Origin of the sequence: Paenibacillus athensensis (assembly GCF_004514475.2) — a bacterium.
Classification (GTDB): domain Bacteria; phylum Bacillota; class Bacilli; order Paenibacillales; family NBRC-103111; genus Paenibacillus_AL; species Paenibacillus_AL athensensis.
In genome coordinates this window covers 17,317-37,495 of record NZ_MYFO02000020.1, presented here as the reverse complement: position 1 = coordinate 37,495, position 20,179 = coordinate 17,317, and the positions used below count along the sequence as shown (strand labels likewise).

Below are 20,179 nucleotides of genomic sequence, written 5' to 3'. Positions count from 1 at the left end.
ACAGACACGCCCCACATACAAAAAAATCCCGACGCCACCGGGCGCCGGAATCTTCAACTTCGTATGAAAGCCGATTTGTTCTGCCTATACGTAAATCGGACGTACCAGGTTCGTCTGGTCGCGATTGCGGCCAACCGAGAAGATCGCGATTGGAATGCCGGTCAGCTGCGACACGCGCTCCACATAGTGGCGGGCGTTCTCTGGCAGATCGCTCAGCGAGCGCGCCGTCGATACGTCTTCGCTCCAGCCCGGCATTTCCTCATACACCGCCTCGCACTCGGAGAGCGCTTTGAGGCTGGCCGGATAATGCTCGATCAGCTCGCCGCGGTACATGTAGCCCGTGCAGATTTTGACCGTCTCCAGGCCCGTCAGCACGTCGATCGAGTTGAGCGACAAGCCGGTAATGCCGCTCACGCGGCGGGCGTGGCGGACGACCACGCTGTCGAACCAGCCGACGCGGCGCGGACGGCCCGTTACGGTGCCGTACTCGAAGCCTTTTTCACGGATCCAGTCGCCGGTTGCATTGTTTTGCTCTGTCGGGAACGGACCGTCGCCGACGCGCGTCGTGTAGGCTTTGGCTACGCCGATGATGCTGTGGATTTTGGTCGGGCCGACGCCCGAGCCGATGCACACGCCGCCGGCCGTCGGGTTGGACGACGTCACGAACGGATACGTGCCTTGGTCGATGTCGAGCATGACGCCTTGCGCGCCTTCGAACAGCACGCGGCGGCCCTGATCGATATATTCATTGAGCACAACCGACGTGTCGGTTACAAAAGGACGCAGCACTTCAGCGTACTTGAGGTACTCTTCGAGAATCGGCTCGACTTCGAGACCTTGAGCGCCATATACCTGCTGAATAATCACGTTTTTGTCCGCGACGAGACGGCGTACTTTTTGCTCGAACTCCTCTGCGTCCATCAGATCCGCGATCCGAATGCCGTTGCGCGCCGCTTTATCCATATAACAAGGTCCGATCCCTTTGCGGGTCGTTCCGATTTTATTGTCGCCCTTGCGCTCTTCCTCCAGTCCGTCGAGCAGCAAATGATACGGCATGATCACATGCGCGCGATCGCTGATCTTGAGGCTTTTGGTCGAAAAACCGTTGGATTCGATATAATTGATCTCTTCAATGAGAGCTGCGGGATTAATCACCATGCCATTGCCGATGACGCAGGCTTTATCTTCGTAAAAAATGCCGGATGGAATCATCGTTGTCTTGTATTTCTTGCCTTCGATCAGGATCGTGTGGCCTGCGTTGTTTCCGCCTTGATAGCGGGCAACAACCTCTGCCGTCTCCGCCAGATAATCCGTAATCTTTCCTTTTCCTTCGTCTCCCCATTGCGTTCCGACAACAACAACCGTTGACATTAAGCACTACCTCCGTACGGTGCGGCGCACCCATAATGAGCCTGTTGGCTTTGCTTTTCCCATTTTCCCATAGGAAAGCATGAAAAACGACCTTGATCGAAGCCCGGCGTTCCGCCCGATTTCGTTAAGGTATTTTTCACCGTCTTTAGTGTAGCAGTCCGCCAAAGCAAAGTCAAATAAAAACGAACAATCATACAAGAGCTTGTATAATTGTTCGGAATTTGCCGCAAGCTATGACGTTTAATATTGACCGGCCGCGACTTCCTGATGGCTGCGGTCCATATTGACGAATTTATTGAACTGCTTGAGGAACGCCAGCTCGACTGTGCCGACCGGACCGTTCCGCTGCTTGGCGATGATGATCTCAATGATGTTCTTTTTCTCCGACTCCTTGTCGTAGTAATCGTCCCGGTACAAGAAAGCCACGATATCGGCGTCCTGCTCGATCGAGCCCGATTCACGCAAGTCGGACATCATCGGCCGCTTGTCCTGCCGCTGCTCTACGCCCCGGCTGAGCTGCGACAGGGCGATGACCGGCACGTTCAGCTCCCGCGCAATCTGCTTGAGCGTCCGCGAAATCTCGGACACCTCCTGCTGACGGTTGTCGCCTTTGCCGCGGCCGTGGATCAGCTGCAGGTAGTCGATGAGGATCATGCCGAGCCCCCGCTCCTGCTGCAGCCGTCGGCACTTGGCGCGAATGTCGGCCACCGTAATCGACGGCGAATCGTCGATGTAGATTTGCGCCTCCGACAATGCGCCGATCGCCATCGTCAGCTTCTCCCAGTCGTCGCCTTCGAGGAAGCCCGTCCGCATCCGGTTGGCGTCCACGTTGGCCTCCGCGCACACCATCCGCTGGACGAGCTGGGCCGCGCCCATCTCCAGCGAGAAGATGGCGACGGTTTCCTTGGCCCGTACGCCGACGTTCTGCGCGATGTTGAGCGCGAAGGCGGTTTTGCCGACGGAAGGACGGGCGGCGACGATGATGAGGTCCGAGCGCTGAAAGCCGGACGTCATCTTGTCCAGGTCCACGAAGCCCGAAGGGATGCCTGTGGACCCGCCCTTGTGCGAGTAGAGGAACTCGACTCGCTCGAACACGTCCATGAGCACGTCACGAATGGACACGAAGCCCGTGGAGGATCGGCGCTGCGAGATCTCCATGATCCGCTGCTCGGCGTCGCTGAGCAGCAAGCCGATATCGTCGGCGCTGGCATAGCCGTTCGAGACGATTTGCGTCGCCGTGCGAATCAAGCGGCGCAGCATCGACTTCTCTTCGACGATGGCTGCATAGTAGTCGACGTTGGCAGCTGTCGGAACGGCATTGGCCAGCTCCGACAAATACGTCACGCCGCCGACGTCTTCAAGCTGCTGCTTGTTGGCCAGCCGGGACGTCAGCGTAATCAGGTCGACCGGCTCGTCTTCTTCGGCCAGCTCCACCATCGCCTCGAAGATGCGCTGATGCGAGCCGCGATAGAAATCATCGCTCGTCACCCGCTCCATCGCGGTAATGAGCGCTTCGCCGTTTAACAAAATAGCGCCGAGCACGGCCTGCTCGGCTTCTATATTTTGTGGGGGTACGCGATCCAGAAACAATTCCCCGCTCATAACGCCCACTTCTCCTTTATGCTTTGGCTCTCTGCCGACTGCAGGCCCAGCCGGCGTAACACGGCGGCAGCGCAGCACCCGACGGCTAGGACCATCTTATCCCGTTCCGTCAAGCTCCGCGCTGCCTCAATCAAGCATGTCCTGCGTGTCAATTACTTCTCTTCGCTGATCTGCACGTTCAGCGACGCCGTAACCTCGCTGTGCAGCTTAACCGGCACCTTCGTTACGCCCAACGTGCGAATCGGCTCGTCCATAACGATTTTGCGCTTGTCCACTTGGATGCCGAGCTTCTCCAGCGCTTCCGCGACCTGCTTGTTGGTGATGGCGCCGAACAACCGGCCGCCTTCGCCCGCTTTGGCTTTAATGACCACCGTCATCTCGCCCAGCTTCACGCCCAACGCCTGTGCATCGGCCTTCTCCTGATCCTTGCGGCGCTGCTCGGCTTTCTTCTGGTTGTCGAGCTGCTTGACGGTTCCTTGCGTAGCCGGGGATGCCAAACCCTTGGCAATCAGAAAATTTTGCGCATAGCCCTCGGAAACCTCTTTCACTTCCCCTTTTTTCCCTTGACCCTTAACGTCCTTCAAAAATACGACCTTCATTCGAAAAGTCCCTCCTCATCCTTCATCTCCTGAATCACATGCTTCAGCCGTTTCGTCGCTTCCTCCAGCGTGCCGTCGAGCTGTGTCGCTGCATTGGTCAAATGACCGCCGCCGCCCAGCCGCTCCATCACCAGCTGTACATTCAACTGGCCGAGCGATCGGGCGCTAATGCCGATCAGGCCGTCCTGACGCTCGCTGATTACAAAGGAAGCCATAATGTTCGTCATATTCAACAATGTATCAGCTACCTGGGCAATCATCAACTGAGAATATTTGCGATTCGGCTCCGCTACGGCTAAAGCGATATGCTCGTGCAAAATCTCCGTATGCTTGATAATCTCCGCCTTCTTGATATACGCGTCGAGATCTTCCTTCAGCATGCGCTGAATGAGCCCGGAATCGGCCCCGTTGCGCCGCAAGAACGACGCGGCTTCGAACGTGCGCGCGCCCGTGCGCAAGCTGAAGCTTTTCGTATCGACGACAATGCCGGCAAGCAGCACAGTGGCCTCCAGCACGTCGAGGCTCAGCTTGTCGTTGATGTACTGCAGCAGCTCCGTCACAAGCTCGCACGTCGAGGACGCATACGGCTCCATATAGACCAGCGTCGCTTCATTAATGAACTCCTCGCTGCGCCGGTGATGATCCACCACCACCACGCGATTGGTCAGCTGCAGCAGCTTGGGCTCGGCGACCATCGACGCTTTATGCGTATCGACGACGACGGCCAGCGTCCGCGGCGTCATCATCTGCATCGCCTGCTCCGGCGTAATGAACCTGCGGCCGAGCTTCTCGTCGCCAGCGAGCGCCTCCATCAGCTTCTGGATCGATGGGTTCACACCCTCCAGCACGATGAAGCCTTCCTTGCCAACCACCTGCACCGCCTTCAGCACACCGACCGCCGCGCCGACCGAATCCATATCCGGAAAGCGATGACCCATCACAATTACTGAATCGCTTTCCTTCATCAAATCGCGCAAGGCATGCGAAATGACCCGCGCCCGTACCCGTGTGCGCTTCTCCACCGCGTTCGTCCGTCCGCCGTAGAACGACAAGCGCTGCCCTACCTTTACCGTCACCTGATCGCCGCCGCGGCCGAGCGACATGTCGAGGCTCATCTGCGCCATCGAGCCGAGCTCCACCAACTGTTCCACGCCGGAAGCGATGCCGATGCTCAGCGTCAGCGGCAGCTTGTTCTCAATCGTCAAATCACGCACGTCGTCGAGAATTTCGAACCGGCTTTGCTCCAGACTGCGCAGAGCCCGCTGGTCCATCAGAATCAGGAAGCGGTCCGAGGCGGTACGGCGCAGGTAGAGCTGGTATTTTTGCGCCCATTCCGTAATCTCGCCCGTCACCTTGGCCATCAGCAAGCTGCGCGTCTGGTCGTCCAGCCCCTGCGTCGCTTCGTCCAGATTATCGAGCATGACGATCCCGATTGCCGTCTTCTCGTCCTCATACCGCTTCGCCAGATTGGCCTGCTCGGTGATCTCGCGGACATAGAGCAGACGCTCTTCCGCCTTGACCCACACCTGATAGATGTGCTTGCCGACCACGATTTCCAGCTTGTCGTCCTTTTCCTTCTTGCTCTTGATATCCGGAAACAGCTCGTACAGCGACTCGCCGATCACGGAATCCAGCTCCAGCATCTTGGCAATAAACGGATTGTGCCACTCGATACGCTTCTCTTCATTATAAAGAATAATACCGATCGGCAAGCCACTCATCACCTCATTGCCCGCCTTTTTCACGCGATGCGTAATCGTCCCGATGTAGCCGGCAAAGTCGCGGCGGAAAGCCGCTTCCGCTTGCAGCGTATAATAAGCCATCAAGCCGGTGAGAAGAAAAGCGACGACGCCTAACACCCATTGATAGGCAAAAATCACCGCCGTCAGCAGCAGCAGCAGCGCAAACAGCCAGACAACATGAAGTCCGTGCCACCGCTTTAACAGAAATTTGGGCATGGCCAGCAGCTCCTGCTCCTACATATTTTTCTTAAACCGCTCCCGAATGGGGAATGCCACGTCAACAACCCCCAGCAAGCTGTACACAAACATCAGCGGCCACATAATCGCCAGCAGCGCCGTCGCCGTAAACGGCAGCGCGCGGTTCCAGCCCTTCTGATGAATGATGTAATACAAGAAAGCCAACGCCTGAATCGTAAACACGAAAATCAGCAGCGGCAGCAGATTTTGCAAAATCGTGGAGACCATCGATGTCGACGTCGGGATGAACAACCCGAGAATCAAAGCCAGCAAATACAGCCAGACGAACGTCCGCGGCAGCATCCACTCGCGCATCGGGCGCAACCCGGGGATCGACTCGCCGGTCTTATTCAACAGCCAGCGGCTCAAGCCGTGCGAGACGAACACATAAAACACCGCCATCATAATCAAAAAGGTCGGAATCCACTGCACCATCGCATTCAAATACAAGTCCTGATCGCTGCCCAGCATCTGCTTGAGCGCCGGCTGCATAATATTCTGGAAATAATCGTTCATCATCGCTTTGTAGCTGCCGATCGGATTCAACCCCGACAGCGCGCTGATCATCAAGCTCAGCAGCGATTCGCCAAGCAGCGTTACCGTCCCGGCCGTCAGCACCGTGCGCGCCGCAGCCTTGCGCTTGTACAAGCTGCCCATTGCCAGCACCGGCGGCAGAAAGAACAACGAGATCGAGATCAGGAACAAGCCCTGCAGCGCCGACAGCAAATAGACGACCAGCAGGCTGCCGACATAATACAGGATAAACGATCGCGTGGTCGTTTTGACATACAGCATCAGGACAGGCACCATCAAAAATCCAATCGTCAACGGCAGCAGCGGCGTCATGAACGACAGCAGCCATACCACCGTAACCAAACTCCATATCAGGCCGTGCCAACTACGCTTCCCCAACGTGGGATCACCTCTTACGCAAATGTTCTTCCAAAGATGAAATGTCGCCGTACCAATCCTCCAGCTGGTGACCATCCTTGCGATGCTTCTTCAATTTATCGGCAATGGCTTCGTCCAGGCTCTGATAAGAGATGCCCAGCCGCCGCCCCAAGATGTAGCCGCAAGAGATCAGACTGGCCAGCCCGTCCACGATCTTCGCCTGATTGCCTTCCCAAATCCCCTTCAGCAAATGCGCGACCTGATCGACGACTTCGGTCTTCAGCCATTCGATAACCTTGACCCTTCGGGCCAAATCGACGTCCTTCTCCACTACCTTCTCCCCCAACCTGTATCGGTTTGAATATCCTCACCCTTGTACAAATGAAAACTTCGGACTGGTCAAAAAGGCTTTGCCTTCGATTATACCACAAAATACCCGCGAACAAGAAAAGGCGAATCCCTCCAGACACAAAAAAACGAAGAGCATCCTCTCGAATGCTCTTCGCCGTCAGCTCGCTTAGCCGTGGAATTCCTGGCCGCAGCGCACTTCTTTGACATAACCGGCGCGAATGACGAAATCGCCAAAATGCTCGCCGGGCGTTCTTTCTTTTGCATACTGCGTAATGATCGGCTGCAGCGAGGACAGAATCTCCGCTTCGCCGATGTTTTCTTTGTACAGCTTGTTCAGCCGGTTGCCGGCAAAGCCGCCGCCCAGATACATATTGTATTTGCCTGGCGCCTTACCGATAAACGAAATCTCCGCCAGCATCGGTCTGGCGCAGCCGTTCGGGCAGCCCGTCATCCGAATGACGATTTCCTCGTCGCTCAGGCCCGCTTCCGCCAGCATCGGCTCGATTTTGTCCATCAGCTCAGGCAGATAACGTTCCGATTCCGCCATCGCCAGACCGCATGTCGGCAGCGCTACACACGCCATCGAGCTGCGGCGCAGCGCCGAGTAATGCAAGCCGTCCGTCAAGCCGTATTGCTTGATCAGCTCTTCGATTTTCTTCTTCTTCTGCGTGCTAACATTGCCGATGATCAGGTTCTGGTTCGCCGTCAGACGGAAATCACCGTTGTGAATCTTGGCAATTTCGCGCAGGCCCGTCATCAGCAGGTAGCCGTCCTCGTCCTTGACGCGGCCGTTCTGAATGAACAGATTGAAGTGCCATTTGCCGTTGCTGCCCTTCACCCAGCCATAACGATCGCCATTGGAGTCAAAATGGTACGCGCGCGCCGGCTCCAGGCTCCAGCCCAGACGCGCGGTCAGCTCGCCCACGAACCAGTCGATGCCGCGGTCGTCAATCGTATACTTGAAGCGCGCGTGCTTGCGCACGGAGCGGTCGCCGTAATCACGCTGAATCGTGACCGTTTTCTCGGCCAGATCGACCATTTGCTCCGGCTTGATGAAGCCGATCACTTGCGCCACTTGCGGATACGTCAGCGGATCGCCGTGCGTCATGCCCATACCGCCGCCGACCGAGACGTTGAAGCCGACCAGCTTGCCGTTCTCCACGATGGCAATAAAGCCCAGATCCTGCGAGAACACGTCCACATCGTTGGACGGCGGTACGGCAATGCCGATTTTGAACTTCCGCGGCAGATAGACGCGGCCATAGATCGGCTCCTGCTCTTCATCGCTGCGGCTGTCGACCACCTTCTCGCCGTCGAGCCAGATTTCGTGGTACGCCTTCGTCCGCGGGTCCAGATGATTGCTCACCTCGCAAGCCCATTTGTACACTTGCTCGTGGACCTCGGACTGATGCGGGTTCGGGTTGCACATCACGTTACGGTTCACGTCGCCGCAAGCCGCCAGCGTGCTGAGCAGCGAATCGTTCACCTCGCGGATCGTGCTTTTCATGTTCCATTTCAGCACGCCGTGCAGCTGGAACGATTGACGCGTCGTCAGACGAATCGTGCCGTTTGCGTATTGCTGAGCAACGCGGTCCATCATCAGCCACTGCTCCGGCGTTACAACGCCGCCTGCCGCGCGCACGCGCAGCATGAACTGGTAAGCCGGCTCCAGCTTTTGCTTGGCCCGCTCGTTACGCAAATCGCGGTCGTCCTGCATATAGCTGCCGTGGAATTTCATCAAACGGTTATCGTCTTCCGGAATTGAGCCCGTTATGCGATCCTGCAGCGTTTCTTCCAGACTGCCGCGCAGGTAGTTACTGCGAATTTTAATTTCTTCAACATCGCTGTGCGGGGCGCTGTTGGGATTAAGCAAATTGTTTTCTGACATGTTGGCCGTTCTCCTCTCGTAATCTTAGGGCGCTACGCTTAGTAAACATCCCGCTGATAACGTTTCTGCTGTTGCATCCGGGTCAAATATTCCGCAGCTTCGTCCGGGCTGAAATTGCCCTCTTGCTCAAGAATCGCAAGCAACGCCGCGTGTACGTCATGCGCCATTTTCTTCTCGTCGCCGCATACATACACATGCGCGCCCTCTTGCAGCCATTGGTAGAACTCGCGGCTTTTCTCCAGCATGCGGTGCTGCACGTATACTTTTTTATCCGTATCGCGGGAGAACGCCACGTCCATGCGCGTCAGCACGCCGTCCTTGAGCCAGCGCTGCCATTCCACTTGATACAGGAAGTCCGTCGAAAAATGCTGATCGCCATAGAACAGCCAGTTCTTGCCGGCCGCTCCCGTTTCTTCACGTTCGCCGATAAAGGCACGGAACGGCGCTACGCCCGTTCCCGGTCCGATCATGATGACCGGCGTATCCGGGTTCTCCGGCAGCTTGAAGTTCGGATTATGCTGGATATAGACCGGCAGGTGATCGCCGGCTTGCACGCGCTCGGCGAGCTGTACGGAACAGACGCCGTAGCGCTCGCGGCCATTCGTTTCGTAACGAACAGCGCGCACCGTAACGTGTACTTCCTCCGAATAAGCCGACGGGCTGCTGGAGATCGAATACAGACGTGCCGGCAGCTTGCGCAGAATCGCGATGAAATCGGCGGCAGCAATGCCTTTAAGCGAGTAGTCCTGCACCAGATCCAGCAGATCCCTGCCCTGGATATAGGCCTTCAATTGCTCGTTGCCCGCTGCCAGCAATTGCTGCAGCGCTTCGTTGCCGGTCACCTTGGCGGCTTGCTCCAGCAGCGGCTTCGTCAGCACGGTAATTTCAAAATAACGCAGCAGCGCTTCGCGCACCGAGCGCTTGTCGCCGTTTTTGTTGACGGCTACTTGCTCGTCGGCGTTCCAGCCGAACGCCGCAATCAGCTCGTCCACAAGCTGCGGGTGATTCTCCGGGTAAATGCCCAGGCAATCGCCCGGCTCATATTGCAGGTTCGAGCCCGCCAGCGAAATTTCCACATGGCGCGTCTCGCGGTCCGAGCCGCGACCGTTGAGGTTCAGGTTCTCAAGCACTTCCGCCTGGAACGGATTCGTCCGCGAATATTCGGACTCCTGACCGCCTGCAGCGCTTGCCGCGGCTCCAGCCGCTGCCGCGCTAACGGCCGCAGGAGCTGCTGCTGCGCTCAGCGCGCCCAGCACTTGATTCGTCCATTCCGCAGCAGCCTCGTCAAAGTCCACGTCGCAATCCATGCGCGGTACAATTCGCTTACCGCCCAACTCCTCCAGACGCTTGTCGAAGTCTTTGCCGGTTTGGCAGAAGAATTCATAAGACGTATCGCCCAGCGCCAGTACGGAGAAGCGAAGCCCCTCCAGCTGCGGCGCGCGCTTGCTGTTCAGGAATTCATGGAAAGCGAGCGCGCTATCCGGCGGCTCTCCCTCGCCATGCGTGCTGACGACGATCAGCAGGTTTTGCACTTTTTTCAGACCGTTCGGCTTGAAATCCGCCATTGAGGACAACGTCGGCTGGAAGCCGAGCTCCTCCAGCTTTTTCGTCAGCTTCTTGGCCAAGCCCTGCGATTTACCCGTTTGCGAGCCGAAAAGCACGGTTACTTCCTTGGAAATAGCCGGTGCCGGTGTGCCAGCGGCAGCCGGCACCGCAGCCACGTTCACAGGAACGGCTCCTGCTGCTACACCAGCGCCCTGAAGCGCCGTCAAATAGCCGCTAAGCCAAATACGTTGCGAATCCGTCAGGCTCGGCAGCAGCTTGTTCAGCAGCTCCACCTGCTCCTGACTAAAAGGACTGTTCGTTACTTGAAGTTCCAACTGAATCCACCTCTCATGACATGCAAGGATGTTGATTTCCCAGACTGCATCATCTATCGATTATTCACTCTCCTGAACCTAACACAGCCAGCCTGTAGGGTCAATTAGAATGATTTTATATGATTTATCAGATAAGCTGATAAAAGCGAAAATCACCCGGCTCCGTCAAATGAGCGGTCCTTGGCAAGCAAAAACAGCCGACCCAATTGGCTGGCCGGCTGTCCGTTTAGCGCGTAGTTCCTATTCCGTTGTGTAAGGCAGCAGCGCGATTTGACGCGAGCGTTTGATCGCAATCGTCAGAGCGCGTTGATACTTCGCGGAAGTACCCGTTACACGACGAGGCAGAATTTTACCGCGCTCGCTGATGAATTTCTTGAGCGTTTCAATATCTTTATAGTCAATGTGAGTGATTTTGTTTACGGTGAAGTAACAAACCTTACGGCGTTTACCTTTTCCGCCTTTACCACGGGGAGCGAATTTGCGATCGCCACGATCGTCGCCTCCGTTATCTCTCTTTTGGAAAGCCATGATGTTGTCAGTCCTTTCTACTTTAGAATGTTCGTTCCCGCCGCTCGTTTAGAACGGCAAATCATCATCGGAGATGTCGATCGGCTTGCCGTCATCGATGAAAGGGTCCTGCTGATCGCGCGATCCACCGCCACCGTATCGATTGCCGCCTCCGCCTCCGTTGCCGCCACCATAGCTTGCGCCTGGTCCCGGTCCGCCGCCTTCTTCGCGATTGGCATTGCTCGATTCCAGGAAACGAACGTTATCGGCAATAATCTCAGTGACATATACCTTGCGTCCCTCGTTATTGTCGTAGTTACGCACCTGAATTCTACCCTCTACCGCGGCCAGTCGTCCTTTGCGCAAATAATTCGCACAAGTTTCGGCCAGCTGCCTCCAAGTCACAACCGGGATAAAATCAGCTTCCCGTTCGCGGGTCTGGGAGTTGGTGAAAGGACGATCGACTGCAAGCGTAAATTGCGTTACGGCTACTCCGGCCGGCGTATAGCGAAGCTCCGGGTCACGGGTCAATCTTCCGATGAGAATGACGCGGTTCAACATGGTCCATTCCCTCCTGACGAAATTACTGGCAGCTCTTAGGCTACGTCGGCAACGATTAAGTGACGAATGATTTCGTCCGTAATCTTCAGTACGCGATCCAATTCCGCTACAACTGCAGGCTCTGCGTTGAAGTTAACGAGCACGTAGTGACCGTCACGGAACTTGTTGATCTCATACGCAAGACGGCGTTTACCCATCAGATCTTGCTTGGTAATTTCGCCACCACCGTTGGTGATGATGTTTTGGAACTTTTCTACAGTAGCTTGAACTTGTTCTTGTTCAACATCTGTACGAATAATGTACATCACTTCGTATTTGCGCATGTGTTTCACCTCCTTTTGGACTAAGCGGCCCCGCGTTCAACCGACTCGCATCGGCTGCGGAGCAAGGAGCGAGGATTCTTTTTCAAAACTCGCACCTAAATACTATAGCAAATTCGCAAACATTTGACAAGCTCGTCCGTCCGCACTTGCAGCGGTACTGGAAATTTACGCATCACATGGCTGCGCCCGCTTTCGGGAACGCTACCTCCGAGACATCATTTCTCTGCACAGAAAGGTGGTGAACACAATGGGCGAATGGACGCAATTCAGTCCCGGGGATACCGCGCCAAACGACGGGCAGTACATCGAAATCGGTGAGGACGCGTTTCATATGGGCGTCAACAATCCGAAGATTGTCTCCTTGAAAAAAGGCGACACTTTCCCCGACACCAGCAACCACAACCGTAAATGGAAGCGTAAGGACATGAAGCAATAAAATTGCCGCTAAGGGGCGTTCCATGTGAGAACTAAAACATTTACCGTACTGTTTACCGCGATCGGCGCGGCCCTCTGCTTGATTCATTACGTGTTTCACCAGTTTGACTCCATCTACATGATCTTTTACTCGCTGAGCGTGCCGCTCTGGTTCGCCTCCATGTTCACGAGCGTTTATAACGTCTCGGCAGGGAAGCTGCTTGTCATCTATGCCCTTACCGTCGCTTCATGGGCGGTTATCGGGTATGTAATTGATCGCTTTGCTTACACCCGTAGGCGGAGCCGCTGGTAGGGCCCTTGTGACCGCTTCACGCGCTGTCTGTGCAGCCCGTTGCTGCAAGATGGAACGGAGCCGCACCAAAAAGCGCCGCGTTCGCTTCAGGACTCGTGATGAGCTGGAGCGACGCCGGCGCTTTTTATTTTTGAAATATATTCTTTTCTAAAATATTACCGTCCTTATCATACGTAATGTGTACGTAGTAATGACCTTCGCCCGAAAGCTGCAGCTCATACGTTTTTTTACCGTTCTCGTCCTTGACCAGCTTGCCTTTCGAGCCTGCCGCCTTCTCTACCTCGTTGATCTTGCTCGTCGGCTTGAGCTTATCCACCGCATCGCGGGTGATGGTCGGCAGCTTCTCCGCTGCCGGTGTCGAAGCCGTCGGCGAAGCAGCGGCTGTAGCCGCCGGCGTAGCTCCCGCTCCGGTCTGGGCGCCCGGCGACGGCGCTGTCGGGCTTCCTGCTGTCGGCGTGGCCGTCGTCTCCCCGGCTTGCTGATTCGAGCAGCCCGACACTGGCAGTGCGATCAGGCAGGCCATCGCCATTCCTATCCATGCGCGCATCCTGCACCTCCTCGTCCTTTTACCCCTATTGTGCCGGTGCCCACCCGCTTTTATGCAAAATAAAGAAAAAAGCCTCCTGCTTGAGCAGAAGACTTTCTTCTATAACCTTGGGTCTTTCTTGTTACGGAAAGAGTGGGATTCGAACCCACGCACGGCGCGAGCCGCCTAGCTGATTTCGAGTCAGCCCCCTTGGGCCTCTTGGGTACCTTTCCCCATTCAAAAGTGGCGCAAGAACTATAGTATCACAAACCCTTACGCTTGGCAAGCTCGGCAATAAAGTCAAATTTTTCAAACTGTTTCTTTGTAAAAATGCACGAAAGCCCCATACCTAGATTCTCTCATTATACGTGTATGATAGAGCAAACGAAAGTAAAAAAATGTATTTTATAGCTAAAAAACAAAAAAACTCCTGCCAACGAATCGCAAGAGATTTTAGCTCCATTTCTATATAAGCTGCTTCACGCCCTAACCTACGTCTCGCTTCCCTCGCCAGGAGCCGCCGAACGCAGCACCTTCTTCAGCTTGCTTTCGAACTTCGTCCGCGGAACGAGCACGCTATGCTTGCAGCCCACGCACTTAATGCGAATATCCATCCCCATGCGGATAATTTCCATCTCGTTCGTTCCGCAGGGATGCGGTTTTTTCATCTGAACAATATCGCCCAATTGATAGACCTTCTTTTCCATCCTATTCCGCCGCCTTCTCCGTTCTCATATACGTAATGGTTTTCGGGTAAGCCATCTCGATGCCGTGTTCATCCAGCTTCTTCTTAATTTCGGCATTCATCAGCCGTCCGATTTCCCCTTGCGCGTTCGGTAAGCATTCCGCCGTAATTCGCAGCCGCAGCTCCGAGTTGCCGAAGGCCTGCACACCGAGCACCTCCGGCTCCTTGACGATTTTCTCCGAGCTTTGATACAGCTCCCCGACCGTTTCCTTCAGCACCTTGACCGCTGCATCGACGTCTGCATCATACGCAATCGACACATCCACCACAGCCAAAGAATTATATAACGAAAAGTTCGTCACCTGCTTAATATTCCCGTTCGGAATAATATGTACCTCGCCGGTCCAGCTTTTAATCCGCGTCACCCGAATGCCGATCTCCTCCACCGTACCTTTGAACTGATCGATCTGAATAACATCCCCCACGCCGAATTGATCCTCGAAAATAATGAAAAAGCCGGTGATCACATCCTTCACCAAGCTTTGAGCGCCAAAGCCGATCGCCAGACCCAGCACCCCGGCTCCAGCCAGCAGCGGCCCCAGATTGATACCCAGCTGCCCCAAAATAAGCAAAATACTTATGAAGTTGACGGTATACGAAATTAGATTATGGACCAGCTTGCCAATCGTGTTCGCCCGCCGTTGATCAAACTTGAGCGGTGCCCGCTTCCGGGCCGTCATCATATGGGAGATCGCTTTATTGGCGATTTTGATCAGCATCCGCGCCGCCACATAGATCAGAACGATCTTGACTGCAATCAACAGCAAAGCCGCCAACCTGTCTGGGTCCGTGAAATGCAGCTTTCCCCACTCTATCAGCTTATCGACCAACACCAAAGAAGCTCCCTCCTAACCTTCCTCCATCGTAACATACTTGCCTTCTCTTTTAAAATAAATCCCGCGGATTTCCACGCTTTCGGACCTGATAATGTCCTGCACCTGCACCAGCTCCGCTCCGGGAAATTCAATCGACAACGCGCAGCCCGCCGTCACTTCCTTGGGCGTTGGCCGGATATCGATGTCGATGTCCGCATACTCCAGCAGCATCTCTGCGCGCAGCGCCTGCTGCGTCGAATCAAAGGCCAACAGCATCAGCGAATCGTTCAAGAGAATCTCTTCCCTTCCTACGTATAAATTCCCTTATTTATCCGTATACTAGTAAAAATTATAGCGACGGAGGGATCTATCCTATGAAATTTCATTTCCATGCGGACGCAACAAAAGACCAGCCCCAAGGTCCGCTTAAAATTCCGTATACCGACGCGGATTCGCTCTCGACTCTTTCTAAGCATCTGCATCATCTTTTTATGAATCTACCACGCTATCAACCTATCGTGATCATTTGCGTCGGCACCGACCGCTCAACGGGCGATTCTCTGGGGCCGCTTGTCGGCTCGCACCTCCAGCGCCAGAAAATGAACAACTTTCACCTGTTCGGCACCCTGGACGAACCCGTCCATGCCATGAATCTGGCTGAAACCGTTCAGCGCATTCAAGCGCATTTTGACAATCCCTACATCGTTGCCGTCGATGCCTGTCTGGGCCAAGTTTCAAGTGTTGGCTGCATTCAAATCGCCAATGGGCCGCTCAAGCCAGGGGCGGGCGTAAACAAAGAGCTGCCTCCTGTCGGCAACATCCACGTCACCGGCATCGTCAACGTATCTGGATTTATGGAGTATTTTGTGCTGCAAAATACCCGGCTCAGCCTGGTCATGAGCATGGCCCATATTATCGGCGACGCCATCCATCACGCGCTAAAGCGGCTGCAATTTACAACCGCAGCTTCTGCTTTGCCGTTAGAGTAATCGCTTCCTTCTCCTCCGGACTCAGCGTATACGTCGACTGTCCTTTTTGCACCGGCTTCGCATAGATATAAGTTTGCTCCCGGCTGTGAATCCCGGTCATAATCAGACCATTATCCTGGTCATCCAGCATCGCTACCGTGAAGCTCAAATCGCTTCCCGGCTCTCCAAACGCATTATAGCGATGAATCGCCACATTCGATTTCATGGATTTTACATTGGTAATGATTTGTTCCACCTTGGCTGCAGTCTGATCAGACTCAGCCTTTTGCGTATTTAGCTTCATCTGAATTTCGGTCAGTAGCCCCTCCAGATCGTCGACCTGACCGCCGTTCATCATTTGCGTGTATTTCCTGCGCAGCTTGGAAAGCTTGACTGCCCATACGATGAATAATATCAGCAAAATCAACGAAACAACCATATTTCCTGCCAGCAAAACACCTTCTGTGGTTTGAAACAGTTCCCCCATGACCTTACTCCCTCTTTTCGCGCCTTCTATCCCAGCTGTGCGCTGATCTCTTGAATAGCTGCAATAAATTGTTCAACCTCATCGTCCGTTGTAAAATACCCCAGACTCGCCCTCACGGCTCCGGCTCCCAGCGTACCGGCCGCTGCGTGCGCCAACGGCGTACAATGATAGCCCGCACGCACCGCAATGCCAAAGGATTGATCAAGAATGAACGCGACCTCCGAAGCTTCCGCTTGCTGGAGGGTAAAGGCGACGATCCCCGTTTTATCTTGTCCCAATTCCGGACCCAGCACGCGCACCCCTGAGATTCCCAACAAACCTTCCATCATTCGTTGCGTCAATCTCCATTCCTTCTCGTGGATGCGTGCTACCGTTTCATTCAAGACAAACTTGATTCCTTCGTTCAATCCGGCCAACCCAGGCGTATTTTGCGTACCTGCTTCATATCTGTCCGGTCTCACCTTTGGCTGCTGAATAGCCTCCGATTGACTGCCTGTTCCTCCATGCATCAGCGGTTCAAACTCGATGTCGGGATGGATATAAAGCCCCCCCGTCCCCTGAGGCCCTAGGAGCCCCTTGTGGCCCGGGAAAGCCAATAGATCAATATTCATACTTTCTACATCAACAGGCAGCACACCGGCGCTCTGAGCCGCGTCTACGAGCAGCCTCACACCTTTGCTCCGGCACAACTCGCCAATCTCACCTACCGGCATGATGGTTCCCATTAAATTAGAGCTATGATTGACAACAACAAGCGACGTATTCGGTCGGATAGCCTGTTCCAGCTCCTTCAAATCCATATACCCACGTTCATCGTTACGAATGTAAGTAACCTGTACATGCCGTGCCTCGCGTAAATACTCTAACGGCCTGCGCACTGAATTATGTTCAATGCTCGTACAAATCACATGATCGCCCTCGCGCACAAAGCCTTTGATCGCTTGATTCAAAGCATGTGTCGTATTCAAAGCAAATGAAATATCGTTAGGGTTTTTGATCCCGAATAGCTTCGCGGCATGCTTTCTCGTTTCAAACAAAATCCGGCTCGCCTGCACCGCCATCCGATGGCTTCCCCGTCCCGGGTTGGCGGCATATTCCAGTATACACCGACTCATCGCATCTACCACCATCGGCGGCTTGGGCCACGACGACGCGGCGTTATCGAAATATAACTGTGCGTTCATTTACTCTCCCCCTCCGCACACAAATATAGCATACCTTAGTTTGCTCCTTCTTTCGAAAGATTAACGTGGGTATGCTACATGAAGTATTACGAGATTTTCCCTTGCAGCAACTCAAGCAATCGGTTCAAATCATCCTTGGAATAGTAAAGCAGTTCAATCTTCCCTTTGTACTGATTGTTTTTGATCTTCACCGTCGTCCTATACAAATCTCGCAGCTGATCCTCGGCTTGATGAATATAAGGATCTCGATTCTTTTCTTTTGCTTTCGGCTTTTCTTTATCCTTGCCCTGCTGTTCTTCAAGCTGCTTGATGGCTTCTTCCAGCTCTCGAACGCTCCATTGCTTACTAATCGCCGTTTCAGCCAATTCCTTTTTCAGCTTATCATCCTTGACGCCTACAATGGCTCTGGCATGGCCCATCGATAATGTTCCACGTGAAACATATTGCTTGATCGATTCCGGCAGCTGCAGCAATCTCAAGAAATTCGCAATGTGCGAACGACTTTTACCCACCTTGGCCGATAGCTCTTCCTGCGTTAGCGAGAACTGATCGATGATCGATTGATAGGCAACCGCAATCTCCAAAGCATTCAAATCTTCCCGCTGCACATTTTCAATCAGAGCAATTTCCATAACCTGCTGATCATTAAAATTACGCTCTACCGCAGGAATTGTGGCCAAGCCAGAAGCTTGGGACGCGCGAAAGCGCCGTTCGCCAGCAATAATCTCGTAGCCTTTAAGAACCTTCCGAACAATAATAGGCTGAATAACGCCGTGTTCTTTAATCGAATCAGCAAGCTCTTTCAAGCTATCTTCATTAAAGTTTTTACGTGGTTGATATGGATTGGCGCGCAATTGGGCGAGAGGAATTTGAATAACCTTATCATTCTCGTCAATGTGAAGCGATGTTATTAAAGCATCTAGTCCCTTTCCCAGCCTCTTGCTCATATCGAAATCACTTCCTTCGCAAGCTCCAAATAAACCTCTGCACCTTTGGAACGCGGATCATACGTAATGATGGATTGACCGTGACTCGGCGCCTCGCTCAAACGAACATTTCGCGGAATGATCGTCTGATAGACCTTCTGTTGAAAATATTTCTTTACCTCTTCGATCACCTGAATGCCGAGATTCGTCCGCGCATCAAACATCGTCAGCAAAACGCCTTCGATTTGCAACGTCGTATTCAAATGCTTCTGTACCAAGCGAACCGTATTCAACAGTTGGCTAAGTCCTTCCAAAGCGTAATACTCACACTGAATCGGAATGATCACTGAATCTGCCGCGGTTAACGAATTGACCGTCAAAATCCCGAGCGACGGCGGACAATCAATTAAAATGTAATCATACATATGCTTCACAAGCTGTAAAGACTTCTTGAGTCGAACCTCCCTGGAAATCGTCGGTACCAGTTCAATCTCAGCACCCGCTAATTGGATCGTCGCAGGAATGACCTTCAGGTTCGGAATATTTGTATCCATTGTTGCATCTTTCGGATGAATATCATTAATAATGACATCGTATATGCAATAATTCACGTCCGCTTTATTTACACCAATGCCGCTTGTCGTATTGCCCTGTGGATCGATATCTACGAGTAACACTCGCTTCCCCAAAGAAGCAAGAGAAGCACCGAGGTTCACAGAAGTCGTCGTTTTGCCAACGCCGCCCTTCTGATTCGTTATTGCAATTGTTTTAGCCAACCTATTTCACCTCATCACATTTCTTACACCAAACCGTTCGAGCAATATTTCTATCTTACCATATCTTCCAACACGTTACCTTACTAAAATTTTACTAGGGTAAAACCGTGCCTAAAGAAGCAAAAAAACGGCTGGCGCCGTTTAATAACAACCCTGACTTCTCTATCTTTTAGGTATCTTAATAATAATTTCGTAGTGGTCCTCGTGATCCTTTTCCGATGTATCGATATGAAGTCCGGAATTCGTAACCATCTCAACGGACTGGCGAATCGTGTTCAGAGCAAGACGAACGTCTTTCGTAAAGGAGACTCGTTTACTTTTCTTCAACTTCGCAGCTTCTTTGAAAAAGCTGATGCGCGCTTCAGTCTGCTTCACATTCAGTTCTTTGGTGATGATCTCTTCCAGCACCTTTAACTGAAGTTCTTCCTGATCCAGCGCCAGTAGTGCTCGAGCATGTCGTTCAGTGATTTTCCGCTCCATCAAGGCCAGCTTGACAGGCTCTGTGAGGTGTAGCAAGCGAATTTTATTGGCAATCGTCGATTGACTTTTTCCCAAACGCTGAGCGAGACTTTCCTGAGTCAAATCATGCATTTCAATCAACTGCTGATAGGCCGCAGCTTCTTCAATCGCAGTAAGTCCCTCACGCTGTAAATTCTCAATTAAAGCGATCGATGCCGCTTGTGAATCGTTAAATTCGCGAATAATCGCCGGGATCGTATCCAATCCCAGCTTCTTGACAGCACGTAACCTGCGTTCACCAGCAATCAACTCAAAGGTGTTGTTACGCACACGCACCACAATCGGTTGAATAACCCCGTGGGTCTTAATCGTTTGACATAGCTCGTCAATCCGTTCATCGTCAAAAACCGTTCTCGGCTGATAAGGACTCGGTACGATGCTATTTACAGGGATATTTTTCACTTCATCGGTCGCATTACGCTCCGTAAAGCCAAACAGCTTCGAAATCTGTTCTTTCATAGGAAAACTTACCACCAACTCTTCCCCGTAGTTTTACAACCAACGCCTGTAAGAGAGCTTTGGCATAGGATGACGAGAAAAATCTTGCTACTAAA

Annotated in this window: 23 protein-coding genes and 1 tRNA gene; 3 read left to right on the top strand and 21 right to left on the bottom strand. The window is 53.4% G+C overall.

Annotated features, from left to right (window positions below):
- Positions 1–84: 84 nt before the first annotated feature.
- The 11 genes from B5M42_RS23750 to rpsF all read right to left on the bottom strand — a co-directional run bounded on the left by B5M42_RS23750 (position 85) and on the right by rpsF (position 11,952).
- Positions 85–1,371 (bottom strand): adenylosuccinate synthase, encoded by a 1,287-nt coding sequence (locus tag B5M42_RS23750; RefSeq protein WP_134755597.1) that lies wholly within the window; start codon positions 1,369–1,371, stop codon positions 85–87.
- A 240-nt stretch (positions 1,372–1,611) separates the two neighbouring features.
- Positions 1,612–2,973 (bottom strand): replicative DNA helicase, encoded by a 1,362-nt coding sequence (dnaB, locus tag B5M42_RS23745; RefSeq protein WP_134755599.1) that lies wholly within the window; start codon positions 2,971–2,973, stop codon positions 1,612–1,614.
- A 152-nt stretch (positions 2,974–3,125) separates the two neighbouring features.
- Entirely contained in the window at positions 3,126–3,572 is a 447-nt protein-coding gene (gene rplI, locus B5M42_RS23740) for a 50S ribosomal protein L9 (RefSeq protein ID WP_134755601.1), read from the bottom strand.
- Positions 3,569–5,530: a DHH family phosphoesterase gene (locus tag B5M42_RS23735; protein ID WP_134755603.1), complete on the bottom strand. Its 1,962-nt coding sequence runs from the start codon at positions 5,528–5,530 to the stop codon at positions 3,569–3,571. Before B5M42_RS23735 ends, rplI begins: the two co-directional genes overlap by 4 nt.
- Before the next feature lie 18 nt (positions 5,531–5,548).
- Positions 5,549–6,463: a DUF2232 domain-containing protein gene (locus tag B5M42_RS23730; RefSeq protein WP_230633165.1), complete on the bottom strand. Its 915-nt coding sequence runs from the start codon at positions 6,461–6,463 to the stop codon at positions 5,549–5,551.
- A gap of 7 nt (positions 6,464–6,470) precedes the next feature.
- Positions 6,471–6,773, bottom strand: a complete 303-nt coding sequence (locus B5M42_RS23725; protein ID WP_134755607.1) for a MazG-like family protein — start codon at positions 6,771–6,773, stop codon at positions 6,471–6,473.
- Between the two features lie 186 nt (positions 6,774–6,959).
- A complete protein-coding gene (gene cysI / locus B5M42_RS23720; protein ID WP_134755609.1) occupies positions 6,960–8,681 on the bottom strand; it encodes an assimilatory sulfite reductase (NADPH) hemoprotein subunit in 1,722 nt (573 codons plus the stop codon).
- 38 nt (positions 8,682–8,719) lie between these two features.
- Positions 8,720–10,561, bottom strand: a complete 1,842-nt coding sequence (locus B5M42_RS23715; protein WP_134755611.1) for an assimilatory sulfite reductase (NADPH) flavoprotein subunit — start codon at positions 10,559–10,561, stop codon at positions 8,720–8,722.
- Positions 10,562–10,801: 240 nt separating this feature from the next.
- Positions 10,802–11,089 (bottom strand): 30S ribosomal protein S18, encoded by a 288-nt coding sequence (gene rpsR / locus B5M42_RS23710; RefSeq protein WP_134755613.1) that lies wholly within the window; start codon positions 11,087–11,089, stop codon positions 10,802–10,804.
- A gap of 48 nt (positions 11,090–11,137) precedes the next feature.
- Positions 11,138–11,629, bottom strand: coding sequence for a single-stranded DNA-binding protein (gene ssb / locus B5M42_RS23705; RefSeq protein WP_134755615.1), 492 nt, complete (start codon positions 11,627–11,629; stop codon positions 11,138–11,140).
- 35 nt (positions 11,630–11,664) lie between these two features.
- Positions 11,665–11,952, bottom strand: coding sequence for a 30S ribosomal protein S6 (rpsF, locus tag B5M42_RS23700; RefSeq protein ID WP_134755617.1), 288 nt, complete (start codon positions 11,950–11,952; stop codon positions 11,665–11,667).
- Positions 11,953–12,199: 247 nt separating this feature from the next.
- Here rpsF and B5M42_RS23695 point away from each other — a divergent pair, with 247 nt between their 5' ends.
- Both B5M42_RS23695 and B5M42_RS23690 read left to right on the top strand, forming a co-directional pair.
- A complete protein-coding gene (locus tag B5M42_RS23695) occupies positions 12,200–12,388 on the top strand; it encodes a YjzC family protein (protein ID WP_134755619.1) in 189 nt (62 codons plus the stop codon).
- Positions 12,389–12,412: 24 nt separating this feature from the next.
- Positions 12,413–12,679, top strand: a complete 267-nt coding sequence (locus tag B5M42_RS23690; protein ID WP_134755621.1) for a hypothetical protein — start codon at positions 12,413–12,415, stop codon at positions 12,677–12,679.
- A 124-nt stretch (positions 12,680–12,803) separates the two neighbouring features.
- Here B5M42_RS23690 and B5M42_RS23685 read toward each other — a convergent pair whose 3' ends face one another.
- From B5M42_RS23685 to B5M42_RS23665, 5 genes are all read right to left on the bottom strand, one after another.
- Positions 12,804–13,226, bottom strand: a complete 423-nt coding sequence (locus tag B5M42_RS23685; RefSeq protein WP_134755622.1) for a hypothetical protein — start codon at positions 13,224–13,226, stop codon at positions 12,804–12,806.
- Between the two features lie 124 nt (positions 13,227–13,350).
- Positions 13,351–13,438, bottom strand: a tRNA-Ser gene (locus tag B5M42_RS23680).
- Positions 13,439–13,696: 258 nt separating this feature from the next.
- Positions 13,697–13,912 carry a DUF951 domain-containing protein gene (locus B5M42_RS23675; protein WP_134755624.1) on the bottom strand — a complete coding sequence of 72 codons (216 nt, stop codon included), beginning with the start codon at positions 13,910–13,912 and terminating at the stop codon, positions 13,697–13,699.
- 1 nt (position 13,913) lies between these two features.
- On the bottom strand, positions 13,914–14,783 hold the full coding sequence (locus tag B5M42_RS23670; RefSeq protein ID WP_230633166.1) for a mechanosensitive ion channel family protein: 870 nt from the start codon (positions 14,781–14,783) through the stop codon (positions 13,914–13,916).
- Between the two features lie 15 nt (positions 14,784–14,798).
- Entirely contained in the window at positions 14,799–15,041 is a 243-nt protein-coding gene (locus B5M42_RS23665; protein ID WP_134755667.1) for a DUF3343 domain-containing protein, read from the bottom strand.
- A gap of 98 nt (positions 15,042–15,139) precedes the next feature.
- On the opposite strand from B5M42_RS23665, the gene yyaC reads away from it, so the two are divergent.
- Positions 15,140–15,754 carry a spore protease YyaC gene (gene yyaC, locus B5M42_RS23660; RefSeq protein WP_134755625.1) on the top strand — a complete coding sequence of 205 codons (615 nt, stop codon included), beginning with the start codon at positions 15,140–15,142 and terminating at the stop codon, positions 15,752–15,754.
- On the opposite strand, the gene B5M42_RS23655 is transcribed toward yyaC, so the two are convergent.
- The 5 genes from B5M42_RS23655 to noc all read right to left on the bottom strand — a co-directional run bounded on the left by B5M42_RS23655 (position 15,720) and on the right by noc (position 20,084).
- Entirely contained in the window at positions 15,720–16,220 is a 501-nt protein-coding gene (locus B5M42_RS23655) for a DUF4446 family protein (RefSeq protein ID WP_134755627.1), read from the bottom strand. The two genes, yyaC and B5M42_RS23655, sit on opposite strands and share 35 nt — an antisense overlap.
- A gap of 26 nt (positions 16,221–16,246) precedes the next feature.
- On the bottom strand, positions 16,247–17,404 hold the full coding sequence (locus B5M42_RS23650; protein WP_134755629.1) for an aminotransferase class V-fold PLP-dependent enzyme: 1,158 nt from the start codon (positions 17,402–17,404) through the stop codon (positions 16,247–16,249).
- Positions 17,405–17,490: 86 nt separating this feature from the next.
- Complete coding sequence (locus B5M42_RS23645; protein ID WP_134755631.1) at positions 17,491–18,351, bottom strand: ParB/RepB/Spo0J family partition protein; 861 nt, start codon at positions 18,349–18,351, stop codon at positions 17,491–17,493.
- Positions 18,348–19,106: a ParA family protein gene (locus tag B5M42_RS23640; RefSeq protein ID WP_134755632.1), complete on the bottom strand. Its 759-nt coding sequence runs from the start codon at positions 19,104–19,106 to the stop codon at positions 18,348–18,350. Before B5M42_RS23640 ends, B5M42_RS23645 begins: the two co-directional genes overlap by 4 nt.
- A 162-nt stretch (positions 19,107–19,268) precedes the next feature.
- Entirely contained in the window at positions 19,269–20,084 is an 816-nt protein-coding gene (gene noc / locus B5M42_RS23635; RefSeq protein WP_134755634.1) for a nucleoid occlusion protein, read from the bottom strand.
- Positions 20,085–20,179: the final 95 nt, after the last annotated feature.

Coding starts and splice junctions, on each gene's coding strand:
- rpsR (WP_134755613.1), bottom strand. CDS start 11,089: ATGGCTTTCCAAAAGAGAGATAACGGAGGCGACGATCGTGGCGATCGC.
- noc (WP_134755634.1), bottom strand. CDS start 20,084: ATGAAAGAACAGATTTCGAAGCTGTTTGGCTTTACGGAGCGTAATGCG.
- B5M42_RS23665 (WP_134755667.1), bottom strand. CDS start 15,041: ATGCTGTTGGCCTTTGATTCGACGCAGCAGGCGCTGCGCGCAGAGATG.
- B5M42_RS23655 (WP_134755627.1), bottom strand. CDS start 16,220: ATGGGGGAACTGTTTCAAACCACAGAAGGTGTTTTGCTGGCAGGAAAT.
- B5M42_RS23735 (WP_134755603.1), bottom strand. CDS start 5,530: ATGCCCAAATTTCTGTTAAAGCGGTGGCACGGACTTCATGTTGTCTGG.
- B5M42_RS23645 (WP_134755631.1), bottom strand. CDS start 18,351: ATGAGCAAGAGGCTGGGAAAGGGACTAGATGCTTTAATAACATCGCTT.
- cysI (WP_134755609.1), bottom strand. CDS start 8,681: ATGTCAGAAAACAATTTGCTTAATCCCAACAGCGCCCCGCACAGCGAT.
- dnaB (WP_134755599.1), bottom strand. CDS start 2,973: ATGAGCGGGGAATTGTTTCTGGATCGCGTACCCCCACAAAATATAGAA.
- ssb (WP_134755615.1), bottom strand. CDS start 11,629: ATGTTGAACCGCGTCATTCTCATCGGAAGATTGACCCGTGACCCGGAG.
- B5M42_RS23750 (WP_134755597.1), bottom strand. CDS start 1,371: ATGTCAACGGTTGTTGTTGTCGGAACGCAATGGGGAGACGAAGGAAAA.
- B5M42_RS23650 (WP_134755629.1), bottom strand. CDS start 17,404: ATGAACGCACAGTTATATTTCGATAACGCCGCGTCGTCGTGGCCCAAG.
- B5M42_RS23675 (WP_134755624.1), bottom strand. CDS start 13,912: ATGGAAAAGAAGGTCTATCAATTGGGCGATATTGTTCAGATGAAAAAA.
- rplI (WP_134755601.1), bottom strand. CDS start 3,572: ATGAAGGTCGTATTTTTGAAGGACGTTAAGGGTCAAGGGAAAAAAGGG.
- B5M42_RS23695 (WP_134755619.1), top strand. CDS start 12,200: ATGGGCGAATGGACGCAATTCAGTCCCGGGGATACCGCGCCAAACGAC.
- rpsF (WP_134755617.1), bottom strand. CDS start 11,952: ATGCGCAAATACGAAGTGATGTACATTATTCGTACAGATGTTGAACAA.
- yyaC (WP_134755625.1), top strand. CDS start 15,140: ATGAAATTTCATTTCCATGCGGACGCAACAAAAGACCAGCCCCAAGGT.
- B5M42_RS23685 (WP_134755622.1), bottom strand. CDS start 13,226: ATGCGCGCATGGATAGGAATGGCGATGGCCTGCCTGATCGCACTGCCA.